The sequence below is a fragment of the Pseudomonas qingdaonensis genome (genome assembly GCF_018398475.1).
Lineage (GTDB): Bacteria > Pseudomonadota > Gammaproteobacteria > Pseudomonadales > Pseudomonadaceae > Aquipseudomonas > Aquipseudomonas palmensis.
Map to the genome: position 1 here is coordinate 4117965 of NZ_CP074676.1, position 20575 is coordinate 4138539.

The 20575-nt window shown below is 64.1% G+C and carries 18 protein-coding genes; 11 read left to right on the plus strand and 7 right to left on the minus strand.

All coding sequences use genetic code 11. From position 1 onward, the window contains the following. The first annotated feature begins 17 nt into the window (after window positions 1-17). Window positions 18-1583 (plus strand): methyl-accepting chemotaxis protein, encoded by a 1566-nt coding sequence (locus KH389_RS18695; protein WP_043864593.1) that lies wholly within the window; start codon window positions 18-20, stop codon window positions 1581-1583. A 40-nt stretch (window positions 1584-1623) separates the two neighbouring features. Here the strand turns inward: KH389_RS18695 and KH389_RS18700 are convergent, their stop codons facing one another. From KH389_RS18700 to KH389_RS18715, 4 genes are all read right to left on the minus strand, one after another. After that, window positions 1624-2508 (minus strand): pseudouridine synthase, encoded by an 885-nt coding sequence (locus KH389_RS18700; RefSeq protein ID WP_043864664.1) that lies wholly within the window; start codon window positions 2506-2508, stop codon window positions 1624-1626. 50 nt (window positions 2509-2558) lie between these two features. After that, on the minus strand, window positions 2559-2870 hold the full coding sequence (locus KH389_RS18705; RefSeq protein WP_213606017.1) for a transcriptional regulator: 312 nt from the start codon (window positions 2868-2870) through the stop codon (window positions 2559-2561). A gap of 70 nt (window positions 2871-2940) precedes the next feature. Next, window positions 2941-3372 (minus strand): D-Ala-D-Ala carboxypeptidase family metallohydrolase, encoded by a 432-nt coding sequence (locus KH389_RS18710; RefSeq protein WP_054916203.1) that lies wholly within the window; start codon window positions 3370-3372, stop codon window positions 2941-2943. Window positions 3373-3498: 126 nt separating this feature from the next. Continuing rightward, entirely contained in the window at window positions 3499-3735 is a 237-nt protein-coding gene (locus tag KH389_RS18715) for a glutaredoxin family protein (RefSeq protein ID WP_043864595.1), read from the minus strand. 160 nt (window positions 3736-3895) lie between these two features. Between KH389_RS18715 and KH389_RS18720 the strand changes: the two genes are divergently transcribed. From KH389_RS18720 to KH389_RS18755, 8 genes are all read left to right on the plus strand, one after another. Next, complete coding sequence (locus KH389_RS18720; RefSeq protein ID WP_123752333.1) at window positions 3896-5854, plus strand: monovalent cation:proton antiporter family protein; 1959 nt, start codon at window positions 3896-3898, stop codon at window positions 5852-5854. A 261-nt stretch (window positions 5855-6115) separates the two neighbouring features. Continuing rightward, window positions 6116-6421 carry an ElaB/YgaM/YqjD family protein gene (locus KH389_RS18725; protein ID WP_043864597.1) on the plus strand — a complete coding sequence of 102 codons (306 nt, stop codon included), beginning with the start codon at window positions 6116-6118 and terminating at the stop codon, window positions 6419-6421. Window positions 6422-6431: 10 nt separating this feature from the next. Further along, window positions 6432-6800, plus strand: coding sequence for a phage holin family protein (locus KH389_RS18730; RefSeq protein ID WP_043864598.1), 369 nt, complete (start codon window positions 6432-6434; stop codon window positions 6798-6800). Then, complete coding sequence (locus KH389_RS18735) at window positions 6797-7132, plus strand: hypothetical protein (protein WP_043864599.1); 336 nt, start codon at window positions 6797-6799, stop codon at window positions 7130-7132. The genes KH389_RS18730 and KH389_RS18735 overlap by 4 nt, the downstream gene beginning before the upstream one ends. A 97-nt stretch (window positions 7133-7229) precedes the next feature. Next, the gene (locus KH389_RS18740; protein ID WP_100633158.1) at window positions 7230-8393 is read left to right on the plus strand and encodes an EAL domain-containing protein; all 1164 of its coding nucleotides are present in this window, start codon (window positions 7230-7232) and stop codon (window positions 8391-8393) included. Window positions 8394-8455: 62 nt separating this feature from the next. Then, entirely contained in the window at window positions 8456-9787 is a 1332-nt protein-coding gene (locus KH389_RS18745; RefSeq protein WP_054916205.1) for a deoxyguanosinetriphosphate triphosphohydrolase, read from the plus strand. Window positions 9788-10024: 237 nt separating this feature from the next. Then, entirely contained in the window at window positions 10025-10651 is a 627-nt protein-coding gene (locus KH389_RS18750) for a response regulator transcription factor (protein WP_043864602.1), read from the plus strand. Between the two features lie 8 nt (window positions 10652-10659). Beyond that, window positions 10660-14313: a transporter substrate-binding domain-containing protein gene (locus tag KH389_RS18755; protein ID WP_213606018.1), complete on the plus strand. Its 3654-nt coding sequence runs from the start codon at window positions 10660-10662 to the stop codon at window positions 14311-14313. 42 nt (window positions 14314-14355) lie between these two features. Here the strand turns inward: KH389_RS18755 and KH389_RS18760 are convergent, their stop codons facing one another. Beyond that, a complete protein-coding gene (locus KH389_RS18760; protein ID WP_043864604.1) occupies window positions 14356-14700 on the minus strand; it encodes a YggL family protein in 345 nt (114 codons plus the stop codon). A 215-nt stretch (window positions 14701-14915) separates the two neighbouring features. Between KH389_RS18760 and dacB the strand changes: the two genes are divergently transcribed. Next, complete coding sequence (gene dacB, locus KH389_RS18765) at window positions 14916-16379, plus strand: D-alanyl-D-alanine carboxypeptidase/D-alanyl-D-alanine endopeptidase (protein WP_043864605.1); 1464 nt, start codon at window positions 14916-14918, stop codon at window positions 16377-16379. A gap of 85 nt (window positions 16380-16464) precedes the next feature. On the opposite strand, the gene rlmKL is transcribed toward dacB, so the two are convergent. Further along, entirely contained in the window at window positions 16465-18663 is a 2199-nt protein-coding gene (gene rlmKL / locus KH389_RS18770; protein ID WP_213606019.1) for a bifunctional 23S rRNA (guanine(2069)-N(7))-methyltransferase RlmK/23S rRNA (guanine(2445)-N(2))-methyltransferase RlmL, read from the minus strand. A 540-nt stretch (window positions 18664-19203) separates the two neighbouring features. Here rlmKL and rmf point away from each other — a divergent pair. Then, window positions 19204-19419, plus strand: coding sequence for a ribosome modulation factor (rmf, locus tag KH389_RS18775; protein WP_078479587.1), 216 nt, complete (start codon window positions 19204-19206; stop codon window positions 19417-19419). A 94-nt stretch (window positions 19420-19513) separates the two neighbouring features. Here rmf and KH389_RS18780 read toward each other — a convergent pair whose 3' ends face one another. Further along, window positions 19514-20539, minus strand: coding sequence for a quinone-dependent dihydroorotate dehydrogenase (locus tag KH389_RS18780; protein ID WP_043864607.1), 1026 nt, complete (start codon window positions 20537-20539; stop codon window positions 19514-19516). Window positions 20540-20575 lie beyond the last annotated feature (36 nt).

Here is a 20575-nt window from a genome sequence, read left to right on the forward strand (position 1 = left end):
TCCGGATAGAACAGCTTATGCGTAACAATCAGCCGATTACCCAGCGCGAACGGACTTTCCCTGCCCAACAACGTCTGATATCGACCACCGATGCCAAGGGTGTGATCACCTACTGCAACGATGCCTTCGTCGAGATCAGCGGCTTTTCGCGGGAGGAGCTCATTCGTGCGCCACACAACCTGGTCCGGCACCCGGATGTGCCGCCGGCTGTGTTTGCGCATATGTGGAGTACGCTCAAGCAGGGCCTGCCGTGGATGGGCATCGTCAAGAACCGCTGCAAGTCGGGTGATCATTACTGGGTCAACGCCTACGTCACCCCCATCTTCGAGAACAACCAGGTAGTCGGCTACGAGTCGGTGCGGGTCAAGCCCAGCGCCGAACAGATCCGTCGCGCCGAGGCGCTGTATCACCGCATCAATCAGGGCAAGCCACCCATTCCGCGCCGCGACCGCTGGCTGCCGGTACTGCAGGACTGGCTGCCGTTCATCCTGGTCAGCCAGGTCGGCTTCCTGATCGGCAGCTGGCTGGGCCACTCCTGGGGCTTCGCCGTGGCGGCCGCCCTGTCGGTACCGCTGGGGCTGCTGGGCCTGAGCTGGCAGCAGCGTGGCCTCAAGCGCCTGCTGCGCCTGGCCGAACAGACCACCTCCGACCCGCTGATCGCGCAGATGTACACCGACAGCCGCGGCGTGCAGGCTCGCCTGGAAATGGCCATGCTCAGCCAGGACGCGCGCCTCAAGACCTGCCTGACCCGCCTGCAGGACACCGCCGAGCACCTCAACGAGCAGGCGCGCCAGTCCGACACCCTGGCCCACAACAGCTCCTCGGGTCTGGAGCGCCAGCGCGTGGAGACCGAGCAGGTGGCCGCTGCCGTCAACCAGATGGCCGCCACCACCCAGGAAGTGGCCAACCACGTGCAGCGCACCGCCGATGCCACCCAGGAAGCCAACCGCCTGACCGGGCGCGGCCGCGACATCGCCGGCGAAACCCGCGATGCGATCCAGCGTCTGTCGGCTGCCGTGGGCGAAACCGGCCTGACCGTGACCCAGCTGGCCCGCGACAGCGACGAGATTGGTGGCGTGGTCGATGTGATCAAGGGCATTGCCGACCAGACCAACCTGCTGGCGCTCAACGCCGCCATCGAAGCGGCACGCGCCGGTGAAATGGGCCGCGGCTTCGCCGTGGTGGCCGACGAAGTGCGTCAGCTGGCGCAGCGCACCAGTGAATCGACCGGGCAGATCCACGGCCTGATCGCCAAGCTCCAGCAAACCGCCAGCAATGCCGTACAAACCATGGAAACCGGCCATCGCCAGGCCGAGGAAGGTGTGGCACGGGTGATGGAAGCCGACCAGGCGCTGGTGGGCATCAGCGAGGCGGTGGCCAACATCACCGACATGACCACGCAGATTGCCGCCGCTACCGAAGAGCAGACCGCAGTGGCCGATGAAATCAGCCGCAACATCAGCACCATCGCCCAGCTTGCCGACCAGACCTCCGAGCAGGCCCAGCATTCGGCGCTGCTCAGCGAGGAACTGACCCTCACCGCCACCACCCAGTATTCCCTGGTGGAGCGCTTCAACCGTTGACCCGGTGGCGCACAACCTCTGGTTGTGCGCCCACAGCGGTCTACCAGTCCAGTGTCAGCCGGCTTTCGAAATAGCGCTCCTGCCCATCGAGCGGGTCGTTGAAGCGCAGGTTGTGGGCCAGCAGCTTGAGTGGCCTTGCGTAGTCATCGGGGCCCTGCACGATCTGCGGGTAGAACGGATCATTGCAGATACTCGCCCCCAGCGCCGTCATGTGCACCCGCAACTGGTGGGTCTTGCCAGTGACCGGTGACAGGCCGTAGCGCCACCACTCGCCGTTTTTTTCCAGAACCCGGGCAATGGTTTCGCTGTTGCTGACGCCGGGCACCTCCTGCATGCGAAAGAACGGCTCGCCATTGACCAGCCGGCTCTTGTGCACCCGCGGGAACTCCAGCTGCGGCAAGGCGCGGGCAATGGCCTGGTAGTGCTTGTCGATCTGTCGGGTGGGAAACAGCTGCTGATAGGCCGAACGGCTTTGCGGGTTGGCCGAGAACAGCACCAGGCCCGCCGTGTGCCGGTCGATGCGGTGCAATGGCACCAAGTGCGGGTTGTCGAGCCGGCGAATCAAACGGCGCAGCAACGTGTGTTCGACATATTCGCCAGTGGGCGTCACCGGCAGAAAGTGCGGTTTGTCGGCCACCACCAGGTGCTCGTCGACGTGCAGGATATGCTCCTGCACCGGGATCGGCTTTTCGTTGGGTACTTCGCGAAAATAGTGGATACGCAGGCCTGGCTTGTAGGCAAGGCCCACGTCAATCGGCGCGCCCTGGGCATCCAGCACCCGCCCACGGGCGATGCGATCGAGCCATTGTTCACGGCTGATCGCCTTGAAGTGGTCGCACAGGCAGTCGAGCACGGTGGCCCAACTGCCCGGTGGCAGGCAGACAGTGCTGGCCTGGTGCTGGGCCGGATCGAAAGGGACACTCATGGACATGCTCGCCAGTTGGGGGCCGTCCATTATCCGGCATGCCTGCCGGCTCAGCCAGCCCGGGTTGCCGCAGCCTCGGTAAACTCCTTGAGCCAGCGCAGCACATCCACCGCCTCCCAGCGGCCCGGATCGTACAACGCATACATCAGGCCCTGATAACCGACCACATCCAGCGCCCGGTGGTAACCGGCGCGCTGGAACAATGCCTCTATCTCGGCAAAGCAGGTATTGAAGTGGATCTTGTTGAAAGGGGTCTTGCCCTCGGTGACCAGGCCATCGAGGCGCAATTCGAGCACGGCCTCGCGCACCTGTTCGACAGCCATGCGGTTGACGCTGTATTTCAATTGTTCGACGTTGACCATCGTCCGGCCCCTCTGGCGCAAGCGCTCACCCGATTACTGTATTTGCATACAGTGTATGAATGAACAGTACTCACTGCAACCCCGGCAGGTAGCCGGTACCCTCGCGCACCGTCAGCACCTGCTTGCGCCCTGCCCCTTCGGCGATGGCCAGGTGAACCCAGCGGTCGAACTCCAGAATGAGCTGGTCGAACGCCAGACCGCTGTCCAGGATACGTTGCGCCACCACCAGGGGTGAAAGCGCCGCCACGCTGATATCGGCTGCCAGCCCGAGGGTATGCGCACTGCCGCTCACCCCGCCGACACGGCGGTTGAGCTCGTTGCTGCGGTAGGCACTGTTGACGCGGATGGGATGCCCGAGCAGGCTGCGTACCTGCTCCAGGGTCTGGCTCAGACGGCGCAGGTTGGCCAGGGCATCGGGGCCGGGGTGGTTGGTCAGGCCTTCACGCCGGGCAGTTTCGGAAGCGGTCAGTTCTTCCAGTGTGAAATGCGGACTCAGGTGCATGGTTCGCCACTCCTTGGCGGATGAGACTTCGTCACGGGTGTATGCTGCGCTGGCGATTCTCCAACAGCACCTGCGCCGTTGCATCACAGATTGTGCATCGGCATGTGAACACCCCGCTGGCGACGCTCAGCTCAGAAACGCGACCACCTGCTCGGTATCGAACGGCCAGAGCAGCTCGGCACCGGAGTCACAGCGACGCAGCACCGGAATCAGCAGGCCGTAGCGCTCGACATCGGCCGGATCATCGGCAATATCGACCAGCTCGACCAGCAGCCCGTGCTCGACAAGCGGCATCAGAATGGCCTCGGCCACCTCGCACAGGTGACAGCCCAGGGTGCCGAGCAGTTGAGTTTCAGGAAGCATGGGAAGTACCGTGAAACGTGAAAAGCGGACCCGTATTCTAGGCCCGTACACCTGGCGGGTCGAGACACCAACGACTGACCTGGGTCAGCCTGCGTGGCCTCGAGCGCTGTAGACTGACAAATTTTTTCGCGCCCGTCGGCATTGCAATGGAGTGTATTGAGTGTTTGCCAACCTGCTGATCATCCTGGCCTCGTCACTGGTGGTCATCGCCATTTTCCGGCGCCTGCAACTGCCCCCCGTGCTGGGCTACCTGTGCGTCGGCCTGTTCGTCGGCCCCACCGCCCTGGACTGGGTCAATGAAAGCGAAGAACTGCCCGACCTCGCCGAAATGGGCGTGGTGTTCCTGCTGTTTTCCCTGGGCCTTGAATTCTCTCTGAGCAAGATGCTCGCCCTGCGCCGCGTGGTCTTCGGCCTGGGCAGCCTGCAGGTGATCTGCTCGGCGCTGCTGCTGGCCGGCCTGCTGGGGCTGCTTGGCATGCCGGCCGGGGCTGCCCTGCTGCTGGGCGGCGGCCTGGCGCTGTCGTCCACCGCCATCGTCAGCAAGGAGCTCACCAGCCTCGGCGAAATCTTCAGCAGCCACGGCCAGAACGCCATTGGCGTGCTGCTGTTCCAGGACGTGATTGCGGTACTGCTGCTGACCCTGGTGCCGGTGTTCGCCGGCCAGGGCGGCCAGGCCTGGTACTGGGCACTGCCGCTGACCCTGGGCAAGACCGTGATCCTGTTCATCGGCCTGCTGCTGGCCAACCGCTGGCTGCTGCCGCGCCTGTTCCACGAGGTGGCCCGCTCGCACTCGGCCGAGCTGTTCGTGCTGCTGGCACTGGTGATCGTGCTGCTGACCGCCTGGCTTACCCACCTGCTGGGCCTGTCTCCGGCACTGGGGGCGTTCCTCGCCGGGATGCTGCTGGGTGAAAGCAACTATCGCCACCAGATCGAAGCCGATATCCGCCCCTTCCGCGACATCCTGCTGGGGCTGTTCTTTGTCAGTATCGGCATGCTCATCGACCTGCAACTGTTTGCCAGCCACGGCCTGGAAATCCTCGGCCTGACCCTGGCCCTGCTGGCCATCAAGGGCGTGGTGGTGGCGGTGCTGGTCAAGCTGCGCGGCAGCGACAGCGAAACCGCCTGGCGCAGTGGCGTGGCCCTGGCCCAGGGCGGCGAGTTCTGCTTCGCACTGATGGCGCAGATGCAACAGACCCGCCTGCTGCCCGAAGACCTCGGGCACCTGCTGCTGGCCGCCACCTTCTGTTCGATGCTGGTCACCCCGCTGATGCTGCGCGGCGCTCCGGCGCTGGCCGCCCGCCTGCATCGCAAACCCAACCAGGAGGTGCAACTCGAAGAGATCCAGGCACAAAGCGCCTCGCTCAGCGGGCACGTGCTGATCTGTGGTTATGGCCGGGTAGGCCAGTCCATCGGGCGCTTCCTGCGGCGCGAACAGCTGGCCTTCATTGCCCTGGACGACGACCCGGTCAGGGTGCAGGAGGCCGCCGCCGGCGAGCAGCGCGTGCACTACGGCGACTCGCGGCGCGGCGAACTGCTGGCGGCCATCGGCCTGGAGCGTGCCCGGCTGCTGGTGATCGCGGTGGACAAGACCGATGTCGCCATGAGCGTGCTCAAGGCCGCCCGTCACTTCAACACCCAGGTGCCGATCCTGGTGCGCACCCGCGACGACAGCCTGCGCGACGAACTGCGCGCCGCAGGTGCCACGGCGGTGGTGCCGGAGTTGCTGGAGTCCAGCCTGATGCTCGCCTCCCATGCCCTGGTGATGCTCGGCGTACCCCAGGAGCGTGTACAGCAGCGTATCGACGAGGTGCGCCAGAGCCGCTATCGCCTGCTGCACGGCTTCTACCAGGGGGCGCAGACCAGCCCGGTCGACAGCGAAGGCCTGCCCAAGGTCATGCTGCATGCGGTCAACCTGGGCGCCGATGCCTATGCCTGCGGTCGCCCGCTGACCGAGCTGGGCCTGGACCTGCTCGGGGTGGAAATACAGGCCGTGCAGCGCGATGGCGAGGAAGTGGCCCTGGCCACCGATACCTGCCTGCATGCCGGTGACGCGGTGCTGCTGAGCGGCCCCTCCAACGCCATCGATGCCTGCCAGGCCCGACTGCTGACCGGGCGCTAGCGGCTGCCGTGCGCACTACCCTGGCCCGCCATGTGGGGGCCGGGGGCGCGAATGCAGCGCTGACGTGGAGTTTTTTCCGGGGTTTGTCGTGGATTGGGTTATGGTTTATCGACCGGCCGTCGTTTCGCGCCCTGATCTGGCGCGGCCGCCCGGCCTGCTGCACCAAGGCAAGGCAAATGCTGTACCACTGCCGATTGCACTGAACCTTACGCAGCGCTCGGCACTCGAAATGCCAGACGCCCACTTGACACGGAGAGACCCATGGCCCGCAAAACTGCAAAAGACATCCTTCAGGCAGACTTCGAAATCCTGGTACAGGATGCCGAAAAACTGCTGGAGCACTCCGCGACCCTGGCCGGCGATCAGGCCGACGAGTTGCGCAGGCAGATCGAGGAAAGCGTGTCGCGTGCCCGCGAGACCCTCAAGCAGACCCAGGACTCGGTACGTGAACGCAGCCAGGCTGCACTCAGCGCCACCGAGGACTACGTGCAGTCCAACCCCTGGCAATCCGTCGGCATCGCCGCTGGCGTGGGCTTTCTGATCGGCCTGCTGGCCAGTCGTCGCTGAGGTACGGGGTATGGAAACCGAAACCACCGGCTCGTCTTCACGGCGCCTTGGCGCCGCCATCCTTGGTCTGCTGCACGGCCATGTCGAACTGTTCGGCATCGAACTGCAGGAACAGAAGGCGCGCACCCTGAGCCTGCTGCTGTTCGCCGGGCTGGCCCTGGTGTTCGCCCTGCTGTTGCTGACGGCCTTGTCGGCGCTGCTGCTGATTCTGCTGTGGGACAGTTATCGCCTGGCCGGCATCATCGGCCTGTGCGTGTTCTACAGCCTGGCGGCGGTGTTCTGCGGGCTGCGCCTCAAGGCAGCGGTGTTCGACGAGTCCTCGCCGTTCCATGCCACCCTCGAAGAACTTGCCAAGGACCGGGAGCGCCTGTTGCCATGAGCCTGCCTGAATTGCCGCAAACCACCGACCGCCGCGAACTGCGCAAGGCCCTGGTACGCCTGCGCCTGGAAATGCGTCGCCAGGAAATCCGCCACGAATCCGGGCAACTGCTCAAGCCGCTGACACGCCTGCGCGGGGTGGGCGACTCCCTGCAAGGCGGGCTGCAGGGCGGCCTGGGCATCAAGCACGCACCCCTCTGGGGTATCGGCGCCGTGGTGCTGCTGGGCTTTCTGACCGGCAAGGGCGCACGCAACGGCAGCCTGACACGGCTGGCCGGCGTGGGCAGCAGCCTGACGCCGCTGATACGCCTGTTCATGCAGTCAAGGCGCTGAACGCAAACTGGCTGCATTCTTGCAATACGAGGCGGCGGGCCGCAGGCTTGCCGTGCTGAGCATCCGGCCAGCCGTCTCGTAAAAACAAGGAGCCGCCGTGTACGACGGGCACCCGCTCGCCTGCTATCAACCCTTCATCGATACGGCCACTGGCCGCATCGCCGGTATCGAAGCCCTTGGCCGACTGGTTCAGGCCGACGGCCAGCTGCGCTCGGTCGGCCCGCTGTTCATTGACCCGCAAATGCCCACCGCAGCCCTGCGCACCCTCGATCGCACGCTGCGTGGCCAGGCCCTGGCAACCTTCAGCCAGGCACCGGGCGACTGGTTTCTGAGCCTGAACATCTCGCCCCGCTGGATCAGCGAGCTGACTGCCGACGAACCCTTGCCCAGCCTGATGCAGGTACGACAGCACGGCATCGATCCACGCCGGGTGGTCTTCGAGATCACCGAACAGGGCGGCGACCTGCAGCGCCTGGCCGATGTGGTCACGCGCTATCGCCAGGCCGGCGCGCGCATCGCCATCGATGATTTCGGCGCCGGCTACTCGCAGCTGGACCGGGTGCTGGCGCTGCAGCCAGACATTCTCAAGCTCGACATGCGCCTGTTCCAGGCCGCCGCCCGCGGCGGGCCCAGCAGCGAAGTGGTCAAGGCCCTGGCCCAGATGGCCGAGAAGACCGGGTGCTGGATCATTGCCGAAGGCGTCGAGAACGAGGCCGAGCTTGACTTCGCCCTGGAATGTGGCGCGCGTTACCTGCAGGGCCACCTGTTCGCCCAGGCCCAGGCCGGTTTTTTCGCCAGCGATGCATTCGTCACCCGCTTCGGCCACCTGCGCGAGCGCTACGTGCAGGGCAAGCTGGACGAGCGCGCACGGCTGATGCAGCGCCGCCAGCAACTGGCCGAACTGATGCCCCGGCTGCAGGCCTGGGCGCAGGCCCAGGCCTCGGTCGAACAGTTGCCGAACCTGCACGCCTACCCTTGGGTGCTGCGGTTTTTTCTGTGTGACCGGCACGGCACCCAGCTCACCCCCAATCTGGAATGGCACGGCCAGCACTGGCACGTGAACAACGGCTACCAGGGCCACAACTGGTCATGGCGGCCCTACTTTTATCACCTGCTGGCCGAGGGCTGGGATGAGCGCCGGTTGATCCTGTCCAGCACCTACCGCGACGCCACCACCAACCAGTACTGCATGACCGCCGGCCAGTTCTTCGACGACGGGCGCCGCCTGCTGCTGATCGACCTGGATGCCGATGGCCTCTGAGGGTTGCGGCCACGTCCGGGACACGGGAAGCTAGGGGCCTGCCCCGCACTGGAGAACCGGCCTTGGACTGGCACACACTGCTTACCCGCGAACGCCTCGGCAAAACCCTGCACAGCCCCGAAGAACTCGGGCGCAGCCCCTTCCACAAGGACCACGACCGGATCATCTTCTCGGGTGCCTTTCGCCGCCTGGGGCGCAAGACCCAGGTACACCCGGTCACCAGCAACGATCACATCCACACGCGTCTGACCCACTCGCTGGAGGTCAGTTGCGTGGGCCGCTCGCTGGGCATGCGGGTGGGCGAGACACTGCGCGACAGCCTGCCGGACTGGTGCGCGCCCAGCGACCTGGGCATGGTGGTGCAGTCTGCCTGCCTGGCCCACGATATCGGCAACCCGCCGTTCGGCCACTCCGGCGAGGACGCAATCCGGCACTGGTTCCAGCAGGCCGCCGGACGCGGCTGGCTGGATGCGATGAGCGATGCCGAACGGGGCGACTTCCTCAATTTCGAAGGCAATGCCCAGGGCTTTCGCGTGTTGACCCAACTGGAGTATCACCAGTTCGATGGCGGCACGCGCCTCACCTACGCCACCCTGGGCACCTACCTCAAGTACCCCTGGAGCGCCCGCCACGCCGATGCCCTGGGCTACAAGAAGCACAAGTTCGGCTGCTACCAGAGCGAGCTGCCGCTGCTGGAGCAGATCGCACGCAAGCTGGGCATGCCGCAACTCGAGCCGCAACGCTGGGCCCGGCACCCGCTCGTGTACCTGATGGAGGCCGCCGACGATATCTGCTATGCGCTGATCGACCTGGAAGACGGCCTGGAAATGGAGCTGCTCGACTACGCCGAGGTAGAAGCGCTGCTGCTGGGGCTGGTGGGTGACGACCTGCCGCAAACCTACCGCCAGCTGGGCCCCGGGGATTCGCGCCGGCGCAAGCTGGCGATCCTGCGCGGCAAGGCGATCGAGCACCTGACCAACGCCGCCGCACGGGCATTCGTCGAGCAGCAGCAAGCCTTGCTGGCCGGCACCCTGCACGGCGACCTGGTCGAGCACATGCACGGCCCGGCCAAGCGCTGTGTGCTGCAGGCCAAGGACATGGCGCGCAAGAAGATCTTCCAGGACAAGCGCAAGACACTGCATGAAATCGGTGCCTACACCACACTGGAGATTCTGCTCAATGCATTTTGCGGCGCAGCGCTGGAACAGCACGGCGGACGCACGCCCTCGTTCAAGCACCGGCGCATCCTTGACCTGCTGGGCAACAATGCGCCCGACCCCAACAGCACATTGCACAGCGCCTTCCTGCGCATGATCGACTTCATTGCCGGCATGACCGACAGCTATGCCAGCGAAATGGCCCGCGAAATGACCGGGCGTTCAAGCCCGATCTGATGCAGTTGACCCGATCAATACGCTGCAACTTCCACGTATGTAACGTAGGCGATTGCAGCCGTATTGATTAGTGTGCAAAACGATATGGCGCGCTTGAAAATCAACTATTTGTAGCCTTGCGCCCAACTTATTGTAGGAATTTTCCCATATTAAGTTTGAGCGCAACTCTATTTACGTGCACGCCTTCCAACTGGGCTATGGTGCGGCTTCTTTATGGCCCCTACCTGGAAGGTGATTATGCACTCCGTATTTATTGTCGACGATCATCCCGTCATTCGCCTGGCTGTACGTATGTTGCTGGAGAACGAGGGTTATCGGGTCACCGGCGAATCCGACAATGGCGTGGACGCCATGCAGATGACCCGCGAAACCGTGCCCGACCTGATCATCCTCGACATCGGCATCCCCAAGCTGGATGGCCTGGAAGTGCTGTCACGCTTCAACAGCATGGCCGTGCCGATGAAGGTTCTGGTGCTGACTGCGCAATCACCCGTACTGTTTGCAACACGCTGCATGTTGTCGGGGGCCTGCGGTTATGTATGCAAGCAGGAGGACCTCAGCGAGTTGCTCAGTGCCATCAAGGCGGTACTTTCCGGTTACAACTATTTCCCCAGCCAGGCAATAAACCCACTTCGCCATCAGGACAGCGGCGACAGCGAGATGGAACTGTTCAAGACCGTCAATGATCGCGAACTGATGGTTCTGCAACTGTTTGCCCAGGGCAAGAGCAACAAGGAAATTGCGTCCGGCATGTTTCTCAGCAATAAAACCGTGAGCACCTATAAAAAACGCCTGATGCAGAAACTCAAGGCCAACTCGCTGGTGGAACTGATCGAGATGGCCAAACGCAACGCGCTGGTATGAGTGCGAGCATGGCCAAACGTCTTCTGTTGTTCTGCCTGCTGTTCGCCGGGGCCTGTCTCGCCCCTTCGCTCTGCGCCAACGAACCCGGCGAGCGCAGCTACGAGCTGCTCAGCCGCAGCGGCCTGGCGGCCATGGCTGTAACCCCCACACCGGCCCAGGCCGACTGGCTCGACAAGCATGACGTGCTGGTACTGGGCACTTCGGCACCGGACTACGCGCCGTTCGACATCACCGCCAGTGGCCGCGATTACGAGGGCCTGACCGCCGACTACGCCGGCCTGATCGGCAATACCTTGAACCGGCCCATTCGGGTCAAGCGCTTCGCCAACCGCGACAAGGCCCTGCAAGCCCTGATAGACGGGCACATCGACCTGCTGGGAAGTGCCAATGGCTACGATGCCGCCCTCCCCGAGGTGGCCCTGTCGCGCCCCTATGCCGAAGACCTGCCGGTGCTGGTCACCCGCGAAAATGAAACCCGGGCACTGGACAACGGCCTCAAGGGGCTGCGCCTGAGCGTGGTTGCCCATTACCTGCCATTGAGCGAGGTTCGCGCCACCTACCCCAACGCCACGGTGCAGACCTACAGCTCCTACCACAATGCCCTCAACGCGGTGGCCTTCGAACAGGCCGACGTGTTCCTGGGGGACGCCTTGTCGACCTATTACCAGATCAACCAGGGCTACCTGAAAAACCTCAAGATGGTGAACTTCGGCAAACACGAGCCTGTGGGCTTCAGCTTCGCCCTGCGCGCCGACAACCCGCTGCTGCTCGAGCTGGTCAATACCACCCTGGATGCGGTCACCAGCGCCATGCGCACCAGTATCTTCCAGCGCTGGAGCATCGGCGACGGCATGCTGCTGACTGATCGCAAGCTGCAACTATCCCCACGCGAACAACGCTGGCTGGCGGCACACCCGGTGGTGCGCGTGGTGGTGGACGAAAACGCCGCGCCGCTGTCGTTCTACGACAGTGCCAACAACCTGCGAGGTATCGTTGCCGACCTGCTCGAGCTGATCCGTCTGCGCACCGGCCTGCGTTTCGAGATCCATCGCAGCGCCGGCATCAGCGACATGATCGACCAGTTGCACCAGGGTCGCGCCGACGTCATCGCCACCATCACGCCCAGCACACAGCGCGAAGCCACCCTGAACATCAGCCGGCCCTACCTGGAGAACGCCTACGTGCTGGTCACGCGCAAGGGCGAGGACGAACCTGCCTCGCTGCGCCAGCTGTATGGCAAGCGCCTGGCCGTGACCCGCGGCAGTACGCTCAACGACGGGCTGCGCATTCGCCATGGCGGCATCGAGCTGGTTGAAACGGAAAGCCCCGCAGTCTCCGCCGAACTGCTGTCGCGTCACCAGGTCGACGGCATGGTCACCGCGCTGATCAATGCCAATTTCAGGCTCACCACCCAAAAGCATCTGATCATCCGCGCCAACATCGGCGACGAGCCGGCGACCTACTCCATGGCCACCGCCCAGGGCGCCGACGAACTGACCTCCATCCTCGACAAGGCCCTGCTTAGCATCCCGCCCCAGGAGCTGGGCGCAATCAATGGCCGCTGGCGCGATTTCAGCGGCGAACCCAGCTCCTACTGGCAAAGCCACCAGCGCTTCATCATTCAACTGGTGCTGGGCACTGGCCTGCTGCTGATCCTGTCGCTGGCCTGGAACGGCTGGATGCGTCGCCAGATCAAGAAGCGCGAGCAGATCGAGCGCGCACTGGGCGACCAGCTCGAGTTCATGCGGGCGCTGGTCAACGGCACGCCGCACCCGATCTACGTGCGTGACCGCCAAGGCCTGCTCAAGAGCTGCAACGACAGCTACCTGCAGGCCGTTGAGGCGCGCGCCGAAGAGGTACTGGGCAAGTCCATCCACGATGCGCCGCTCACCGATGCCGACAATGCCAGTCAGTTTCAGGCGGACTACCAGCAGGTGATGAACGAAGGCCTGCCATTGATCGTCGACCGCCCCATGATGCTGAAGAACCGCGAGCTGACCATCTACCACTGGGTACTGCCGTACCGCGACTCGCTGGGCGAGGTACAGGGCATCATCGGCGGCTGGCTGGACATCAGCGACCGCCGCCAGCTGATCCAGGAACTGCGCCAGGCCAAGGAGCAGGCCGACAATGCCAACCGTGCAAAAAGCAAGTTCCTGGCCACCATGAGCCACGAGATCCGTACCCCCATGAACGCGGTGATCGGCATGCTCGAGCTGGCACTCAAGCGCGCCGATGCCGGGCACCTCGACCGTCCCGCCATCGAGGTGGCCTACAGCTCGGCCAGGGACCTGCTGTCGCTGATCGGCGATATCCTCGACATCGCGCGTATCGAGTCCGGCCACATGAGCCTGAGCCCCCAGCGCGTCAACCTGGGTGAGCTGGTGGAGTCGGTGGGTCGGGTGTTCGAGGCCCTGGCCCGGCAGAAGGACCTCAGCCTGAGCCTGGTCATCGACGAGAGCGCCTGCCGCGACGTGCTGCTCGACCCGCTGCGCTTCAAGCAGATCCTCTCGAACCTGGTCAGCAACGCGATCAAGTTCACCGACCAGGGCCAGGTACGCGTGGACCTGGCCCTGCAACCGGGGGCCGGGCCCGATACCCTGCAACTGCTGCTCTCGGTCAGCGACAGCGGTATCGGCATCAGCGCGACCGACCAGCAGTACCTGTTCCAGCCCTTCGCCCAGGTCGCCCCCGACAGCCCGCTGGCACGCAGCGGCACCGGCCTGGGCCTGGTCATCAGCCGCAGCCTGTGCGCCATGATGGGCGGCCAGCTGACGCTGCACAGCGAACCGGGCACCGGGACCGAGGTGAAGATCAGCATGCCGCTGACGGGGCTGGCAGCCTGCGAGAAGCTCGCCGACCCCGTGCCCCAGCCGACCTTGCCGGCGCCGGCGGTGAAGGTGCTGGTGGTCGACGACCACCCGGCCAACCTGCTGCTGATGGGCCAGCAGCTGGACTTTCTCGGCGTGCAGCACACCAATGCCGACAGCGGCCTGAGTGCGCTGCAGGCATGGCGCCTGGAGCCTTTCGACGTGTTGATCGTGGACTGCAACATGCCGCAGATGGACGGCTACCAGTTGGCCCAGGCCGTACGCGAGGAAGAGCGCATACTCGGGCGCGCGCCCTGCACCATCCTGGCCTACACCGCCAACACCCAACCTGAAGTGCGTGATCGCTGCCACGCCGCGGGCATGAACGACTGCCTGCTCAAACCCATCACCCTGCATGAACTCAGCCAGCGCCTGAACGACGCTCCCCTGTCGGCAGGCCGCGCCCGTGGTGACATGCCCCTGATCGACCTGATGGGGCTGGGGCCGATCATCGGCAACGACCCAGGCGAACTGCGCCGCCTGCTCGAACAGTTGCTCAGTTGCGCCCCGATCGACCGTCAGCAGCTGCTCGACGCCGATACTCGCGGCTCGCCGGCAATACTCAGGGACGCTGCACACAAGGTGCTGGGGGTGGCGCGCATGGTGCAGTCCGAGGCACTGATGCTGGCCTGCGAACGGCTGGAAGCGGCGTGCGAGGACGCTGCGCCAGAACCTGTGCTCAGGCGACGCAAACGGCAGGTACTAAGGGCAATGAACGAGGTGGATCAGGCGTTGCGCGATACGCTGGAGGCGCTGTCGCAGCCCACGGGAACGGGGCCGATGCAGGGGTAGAACGCAAGCGGCAGCCACCAGGGCTGCCGCTTTGACGAGGTATCAGCTAGCCGGGTTGACCGGCTTTTCCGGATACCAGGCATCCAGCAACGGGCTGACTTCGATCTTGGTCAGCTCGCTGCGGCCTTTGAGCCATGCCTGCACTGCAGCACGCTGCTCTTCGGTGACCGAGCCACGATCTGCCTTGCAGACCAGACCGAAGTCGTCGCCGCCGACGTAGTCCAGGCCGTTGGCATCCATGGCTTCATCCAGGAAGGCGTCGAGGAAAGCGTCAATGGCTTCGTCGGACAGGTCTTCCTTGAACTCCAGGTTCAGTTCGAAACCCAGCTCCTGGAACTCGTCTACACACAGTTTTTTACGCAGACGGCGGGAACGGTTGGTCGCCATGAAACAATCCTCTTAAGTAATAACGCGCGGCACTTTACCAGTTCCACCGCGAAACTGCCTGAATAAAACCCGAAAAATCGCCGCACTGACAGGCATTGTTAGGCACATGGGCAGCATGCGTGGTGCATAATGCGCGCTATATTTTTCCATACCGGGGCCGTCACCCTATTGCGCTCTGGTTTTTTTCACCCCTCGCCTGCAGGGTTTCAGTGCAAATGACCACATCTCTACGTTCACTGCTGTTCGCCGGCCTGCTGCTGCCACTGGCCATGCCGGCCCACGCCGCCCCCGTCAACACCACCCTTTCGCCCAAGGTGCAACAGGCCCTCAAGACCAACAAGCTCGACGGCTCCGCGCTGTCGCTGGTGATGCTGCCGCTCAATGGTCCGGGCACACCCACGGTGTTCAACGCCGATGTGTCGGTCAACCCGGCCTCGACCATGAAACTGGTCACCACTTATGCCGCGCTGGAAATGCTCGGCCCGACCCACCAGTGGAAAACCGAGTTCTACACCGACGGCACCCTGAGCAACGGCACCCTCAACGGCAACCTGTACCTCAAGGGCGGCGGCGACCCCAAGCTGAACATGGAAAAACTCTGGCTGCTGATGCGCGACCTGCGCGCCAACGGCGTACAGACCATCAATGGCGACCTGGTGCTGGACCGCAGCCACTTCGTGCAGCCCCAGCTTCCCCAGTTCAACGACGACGGCGGCGATGAAAACAAACCGTTCCTGGTCAAGCCCGACTCCCTGCTGGTCAACCTCAAGGCCTTGCGCTTCGTGGCACGCAACGATGGCGGCAAGGTCCTGGTATCGGTAGAGCCGCCCATCGCCAGCATCCGCATCGACAACCAGGTCAAGGCGGTACCGGGCAACCAGTGCAAGGGCGAAGTGCGCTACAACCCGGTGACCCAGGCCGACGGCGTCAGCGTGGTGGTCAGCGGCCAGTTGGCTGACGGTTGCAACTCCCAGACCTACCTGGCACTGCTCGACCACCAGACCTACGCCGCCGGCGCGGTACGTGCCATCTGGAACGAACTGGGCGGGCGCATCATGGGGGCTGACCGGGTTGCCGAAGTTCCCAAGAGTGCACGCCTGCTGGCCCGCGCATTCTCCCCGGACCTGGTGGAGGTGATCCGCGACATCAACAAATACAGCAACAACACCATGGCCCAGCAACTGTTCCTGAGCCTGGGCGCGCAGTACCGCACCGATGCCGACGGCGACGATGCCCGTGCCGCACAGCGCGTGGTGCGCCAGTGGCTGGCGAAGAAAGGCATCACCGCGCCGCATCTGGTCATGGAGAACGGTTCAGGGCTGTCGCGTGCCGAGCGTGTCAGCGCCAGGGAAATGGCCACCCTGCTGCAGGCAGCCTGGAAGAGCCCCTACGCTGCCGAATTCATCAGTTCGATGCCGCTGACCGGCATGGACGGCACCATGCGCAAGCGCCTCAAGCGCACCGCCATGACCGGTGAAGCACACATCAAGACCGGCACCCTGAATACGGTGCGTGCCATCGCCGGCTTCAGCCGCGACAGCAACGGCAACACCTGGGCGGTGGTGGCAATTCTCAACGACCCAAAACCCTGGGGCGCCTCGGCAGTGCTCGACCAGGTGCTGCTGGACCTGTACCGCCAGCCAAAGCTCAACAGCAGTACCGCAGCGCTGCAACCCTGAGCCGGGCTCAGGGCTCCACCCGGGCATGTAGGCGGTGGCTGCAAGGTAGCCACCCCCCACACGCCTGATCACATCCTGCGCGCCATCAGCGCGCCTGGATGCGCCATGCGCGGTGGATCTTGCTGTTGCGCGCGAAGTCCGGGTCCAGGGTCTGGGCGGTGATCTCCTCGACCGCGTAACGCTCCTGCAGGTGTTCGTCGAGCTGGAACTTGCGGAAGTTGTTGGAGAAATACAGCACGCCACCCGGTGCCAGGCGCGCAACGGCCAGGTCAAGTAGCTCCACATGGTCACGCTGCACGTCGAACACCCCTTCCATGCGCTTGGAGTTGGAGAAGGTCGGCGGGTCGATGAAGATCAGCTCGTACTCCTCGCGGCAGGCCTGCAGCCACGCCATCACGTCGCCCTGCTCCAGGCGGTTCTTGTCCGAAAAGCCGTTGAGCGAGAAGTTGCGCCGCGCCCAATCCAGGTAGGTTTTCGACAGGTCGACACTGGTGGTGCTGCGCGCGCCACCCTTGGCCGCATGCACGCTGGCCGTGGCGGTATAGCAGAACAGGTTGAGGAAGCGTTTGCCGGCCGCCTCGCGCTGGATGCGCATGCGCATCGGGCGATGGTCGAGGAACAGCCCGGTATCGAGGTAGTCGGTCAGGTTGACCAGCAGCTTGACGCCGCCTTCGCTCACCTCGGTGAACTGACCCTGGCTGCTCTGGCGCTCGTACTGCTTGGTGCCGGATTGCCGCTCGCGCCGCTTGATCACCACGCGGCTCTGGTCGATGTTCAGCGCCTGGGGGATCGCCGCCAGGGCATCGAACAGACGCGCCTGGGCTTTTTCCGGGTCGATCGAACGCGGCGCGGCGTACTCCTGAACATGCACCCAGTCATGGTAGAGGTCGATGGCCAGCGCGTATTCCGGCATGTCGGCATCGTAGACGCGATAGCAGGTGACGCTCTCGCGCTTGGCCCACTTGCCCAGCTGCTTGAGGTTCTTCTGCAGGCGGTTGGCGAACATCTGCCCGCCTTCGCTCAGACGCGCCGGCTCGCTGGCGACTGAAACCACGGGCTCGCTCGGCTCGCTGCCCCGCTCGCGCTCTGGCTGACGACGCTCGCCGGTGACGAACTGATCGGGCTGCACCCTGATCAGCAGCAGCTTGCACGGCAGCGCGCCGTTCCAGAAGGCGTACTGCTTGTGGCTGCGAATACCCATGCGCTTGCCCAGATCGGGCGCGCCGGTGAATACCGCCGCCTCCCAGTTCAGGCAGGCCTGGCGCAGGCGTTCGCCCAGGTTCTGGTAGAGATACAGCAGGCTGGCTTCATCACCCAGACGCTCACCGTAGGGCGGGTTGCAGATTACCAGGCCCTTCTGGTTCTGGTCGGGACGCGGCTCGAAGCTGCCCACTTCGCCCTGGTAGATCTTGATCCAGTCGCTCAGGCCCGCACGCTCGACGTTGTTGCGCCCTGGCTGGATCAGCCGCGGATCGGCCTCGTAGCCGCGGATCCACAGCGGCGGACGTGCCAGCCCGGCTTCGGCGCGCGCCTTGGCCTCGTCGTGCAGCTTGCGCCACAGCGCCGGCACGTGACCCAGCCAGGCGCTGAAGCCCCAGCGCTCGCGGCGCAGGTTCGGCGCGATATCGGCGGCAATCATCGCCGCCTCCACCAGGAAGGTACCCACACCGCACATCGGGTCGGCCAGCGCGCCGCCCTGGGCAGCAATACGCGGCCAGCCGGCACGGATCAGCACGGCAGCGGCAAGGTTTTCCTTCAGTGGCGCAGCCCCCTGCTGCAGACGGTAGCCTCGCTGGTGCAGGCTGTGGCCGGACAGGTCCAGGGACAGAATCGCCTCGCCGCGTTCCAGGCGCAGGTGCACACGCAGATCGGGGTTGAGCTTGTCTACCGAAGGCCGCTCGCCCGCCGCGTTGCGCAGCTTGTCGACGATGGCATCCTTGACCTTGAGCGCGCCGAAGTGGGTGTTGTCGATGCCCGAGCCGTGCCCGCTGAACTCCACAGCCAGGCTGCCAGTGGCTTCCAGGTGATCCTGCCAGTCGACGGCGTTGACCCCGTCATACAGGTCATCGGCGTTCTTCATGTTGAAGCGCTTGAGCACCAGCAGTACGCGGTTGCCCAGACGCGACCAGAGGCACAGGCGATAGGCGGTTTCCATGTCGGCTTCGCCGCGAATGGCCGAGGTGTGCTCTCGCACATCCTCCAGGCCCAGCCCACGGGCTTCTTCGGCAAGCAGGCCTTCCAGGCCCTTGGGGCAGGTGAGATAGAGTTCGAAACGGTCCGACATGAGTAATCCAAGCCTTGAGCAATAGGTGAAAAGGCAAGCGCATCGCCCCTTCGCTGTTTGATCGAACGCCTTCCAGCAGGCGTTCGAATGGCGCTGACATGGCGCCGGGCCGCCGGACAACGGCCATTTACCCCAGGGTAAAAAGGCTTTGATCGTCCGGCAGAATGAAAAATTCTAGTAAAACTGCGACTTTTTATGACCCTTCGTCGTTTTGAGCCCCTGCGTTGGAAGTGATTCTCAACGATGGCGTTCTGACCTGAGCCATGAGCAAAGCCTGATCATAGCTGGCTTTGCCTTCATTTCGCCGCTGAAGCAATTTTTTACTTATCCCCTGACCCTTGGAAAGGTTACGTCCTTATGACAAAACGATCATTCACACTGTGACCTGCATTGGTTAGAACTCGTATCAGGTTGTCCTGCAACGGGGCAACACTTCCAGCTCGCCACGCCGGCAGCGAGCGCATAACCGGCAGAACGACTCTGCCCGGCCTCAGCCGAGGCCGACGGGACATTACAGTCAACAAGTGAGGGCAACACCCTATGAGAAGACTTAAGCGTGATCCGTTGGAAAGAGCATTTTTACGTGGCTACCAATATGGGGTCACCGGCAAATCCCGCGAGCTTTGCCCTTTTACTCTACCGTCAGTACGCCAAGCCTGGGTCAACGGCTGGCGCGAGGGACGTGGCGACAACTGGGACGGTATGACCGGCACTGCGGGTATCCATAGACTCAACGAACTTCACGCCGTTGGCTGAACGAGGATCTGAATTCTAGTCACCATGCACGCTCTATCCGAGCGGCGGGCTGCGGCCCAGGGGCCCCTTTTGAGGGGCCCTTTTTTCTGCCCGCTCAGCGTGGCCCCATGGCGGCGATGGCGTCCACCGACTCGCGAATCAGCGCAGGCCCCTTGTAGATGAACCCGGAGTAGATCTGCACAAGGCTTGCACCGGCAGCGATCTTCTCGGCGGCGTGCTTGCCTTCGGTGATACCGCCTGCTGCGATGATCGGCAGCTTGCCACCCAGTTCGGCGGCCAGCATGCGCACCGTGTGGGTACTCTTGTCGCGTACCGGGGCGCCCGACAGCCCACCGGCCTCGTCAGCATGCGCCAGGCCTTCCACGCCTTCGCGGCTGAGGGTGGTGTTGGTCGCGATCACTGCGTCCATGCCAGTGGCCAGCAAAGCCGACGCCACCTGTGCGGTTTCCTCATCGCTCATGTCCGGGGCAATCTTGATGGCCAGTGGTACGCGCTTGGCATGGGTCAGGGCCAACGCCTCACGGCGCTCGGCCAGGGCCTGGAGCAGTTGCTTGAGCGAATCGCCAAACTGCAGGCTGCGCAGGCCCGGGGTGTTGGGCGAACTGACGTTGACGGTGACGTAGCTGGCGTGACCGTAGACCTTCTCCAGGCAGATCAGGTAATCGTCCACTGCCCGCTCCACCGGGGTATCGAAGTTCTTGCCGATATTGATGCCCAGCACGCCATGGTAATTGGCCGCACGCACACGCTCGAGCAGATGGTCGACGCCCAGGTTGTTGAAGCCCATGCGGTTGATGATCGCCTCGGCTTCAGGCAGGCGGAACAGCCGCGGCTTGGGATTGCCTGGCTGCGGGCGCGGGGTCACGGTGCCGATCTCGACGAAACCGAAGCCCAGTTGAGCGAAGCCGTCGATGGCGGCACCGTTCTTGTCCAGCCCCGCTGCCAGCCCGACCGGGTTGGCGAACTGCAAGCCCATGACGGTTACCGGCAACTGCGCCGGCGCCTTGGTCAACAGCCCGTTGAGGCCCAGGCGCCCACCTGCACCGATCAGGTCCAGCGACAGGTCGTGGGAGGTTTCCGGGGACAGTTTGAACAGCAGCTGGCGGGCCAGGGTATACATGGGCAGGCTTAGCTCGAGGTGTGGGAAGGCAGCGAT

What these genes read in the sequence shown, in the direction of transcription:
- KH389_RS18695 (WP_043864593.1), top strand. Translation starts at nt 18, where the DNA reads ATGCGTAACAATCAGCCGATTACCCAGCGCGAACGGACTTTCCCTGCC.
- KH389_RS18700 (WP_043864664.1), bottom strand. Translation starts at nt 2,508, where the DNA reads ATGAGTGTCCCTTTCGATCCGGCCCAGCACCAGGCCAGCACTGTCTGC.
- KH389_RS18705 (WP_213606017.1), bottom strand. Translation starts at nt 2,870, where the DNA reads ATGGTCAACGTCGAACAATTGAAATACAGCGTCAACCGCATGGCTGTC.
- KH389_RS18710 (WP_054916203.1), bottom strand. Translation starts at nt 3,372, where the DNA reads ATGCACCTGAGTCCGCATTTCACACTGGAAGAACTGACCGCTTCCGAA.
- KH389_RS18715 (WP_043864595.1), bottom strand. Translation starts at nt 3,735, where the DNA reads ATGCTTCCTGAAACTCAACTGCTCGGCACCCTGGGCTGTCACCTGTGC.
- KH389_RS18725 (WP_043864597.1), top strand. Translation starts at nt 6,116, where the DNA reads ATGGCCCGCAAAACTGCAAAAGACATCCTTCAGGCAGACTTCGAAATC.
- KH389_RS18730 (WP_043864598.1), top strand. Translation starts at nt 6,432, where the DNA reads ATGGAAACCGAAACCACCGGCTCGTCTTCACGGCGCCTTGGCGCCGCC.
- KH389_RS18735 (WP_043864599.1), top strand. Translation starts at nt 6,797, where the DNA reads ATGAGCCTGCCTGAATTGCCGCAAACCACCGACCGCCGCGAACTGCGC.
- KH389_RS18750 (WP_043864602.1), top strand. Translation starts at nt 10,025, where the DNA reads ATGCACTCCGTATTTATTGTCGACGATCATCCCGTCATTCGCCTGGCT.
- KH389_RS18755 (WP_213606018.1), top strand. Translation starts at nt 10,660, where the DNA reads ATGGCCAAACGTCTTCTGTTGTTCTGCCTGCTGTTCGCCGGGGCCTGT.
- KH389_RS18760 (WP_043864604.1), bottom strand. Translation starts at nt 14,700, where the DNA reads ATGGCGACCAACCGTTCCCGCCGTCTGCGTAAAAAACTGTGTGTAGAC.
- dacB (WP_043864605.1), top strand. Translation starts at nt 14,916, where the DNA reads ATGACCACATCTCTACGTTCACTGCTGTTCGCCGGCCTGCTGCTGCCA.
- rlmKL (WP_213606019.1), bottom strand. Translation starts at nt 18,663, where the DNA reads ATGTCGGACCGTTTCGAACTCTATCTCACCTGCCCCAAGGGCCTGGAA.
- rmf (WP_078479587.1), top strand. Translation starts at nt 19,204, where the DNA reads ATGAGAAGACTTAAGCGTGATCCGTTGGAAAGAGCATTTTTACGTGGC.
- KH389_RS18780 (WP_043864607.1), bottom strand. Translation starts at nt 20,539, where the DNA reads ATGTATACCCTGGCCCGCCAGCTGCTGTTCAAACTGTCCCCGGAAACC.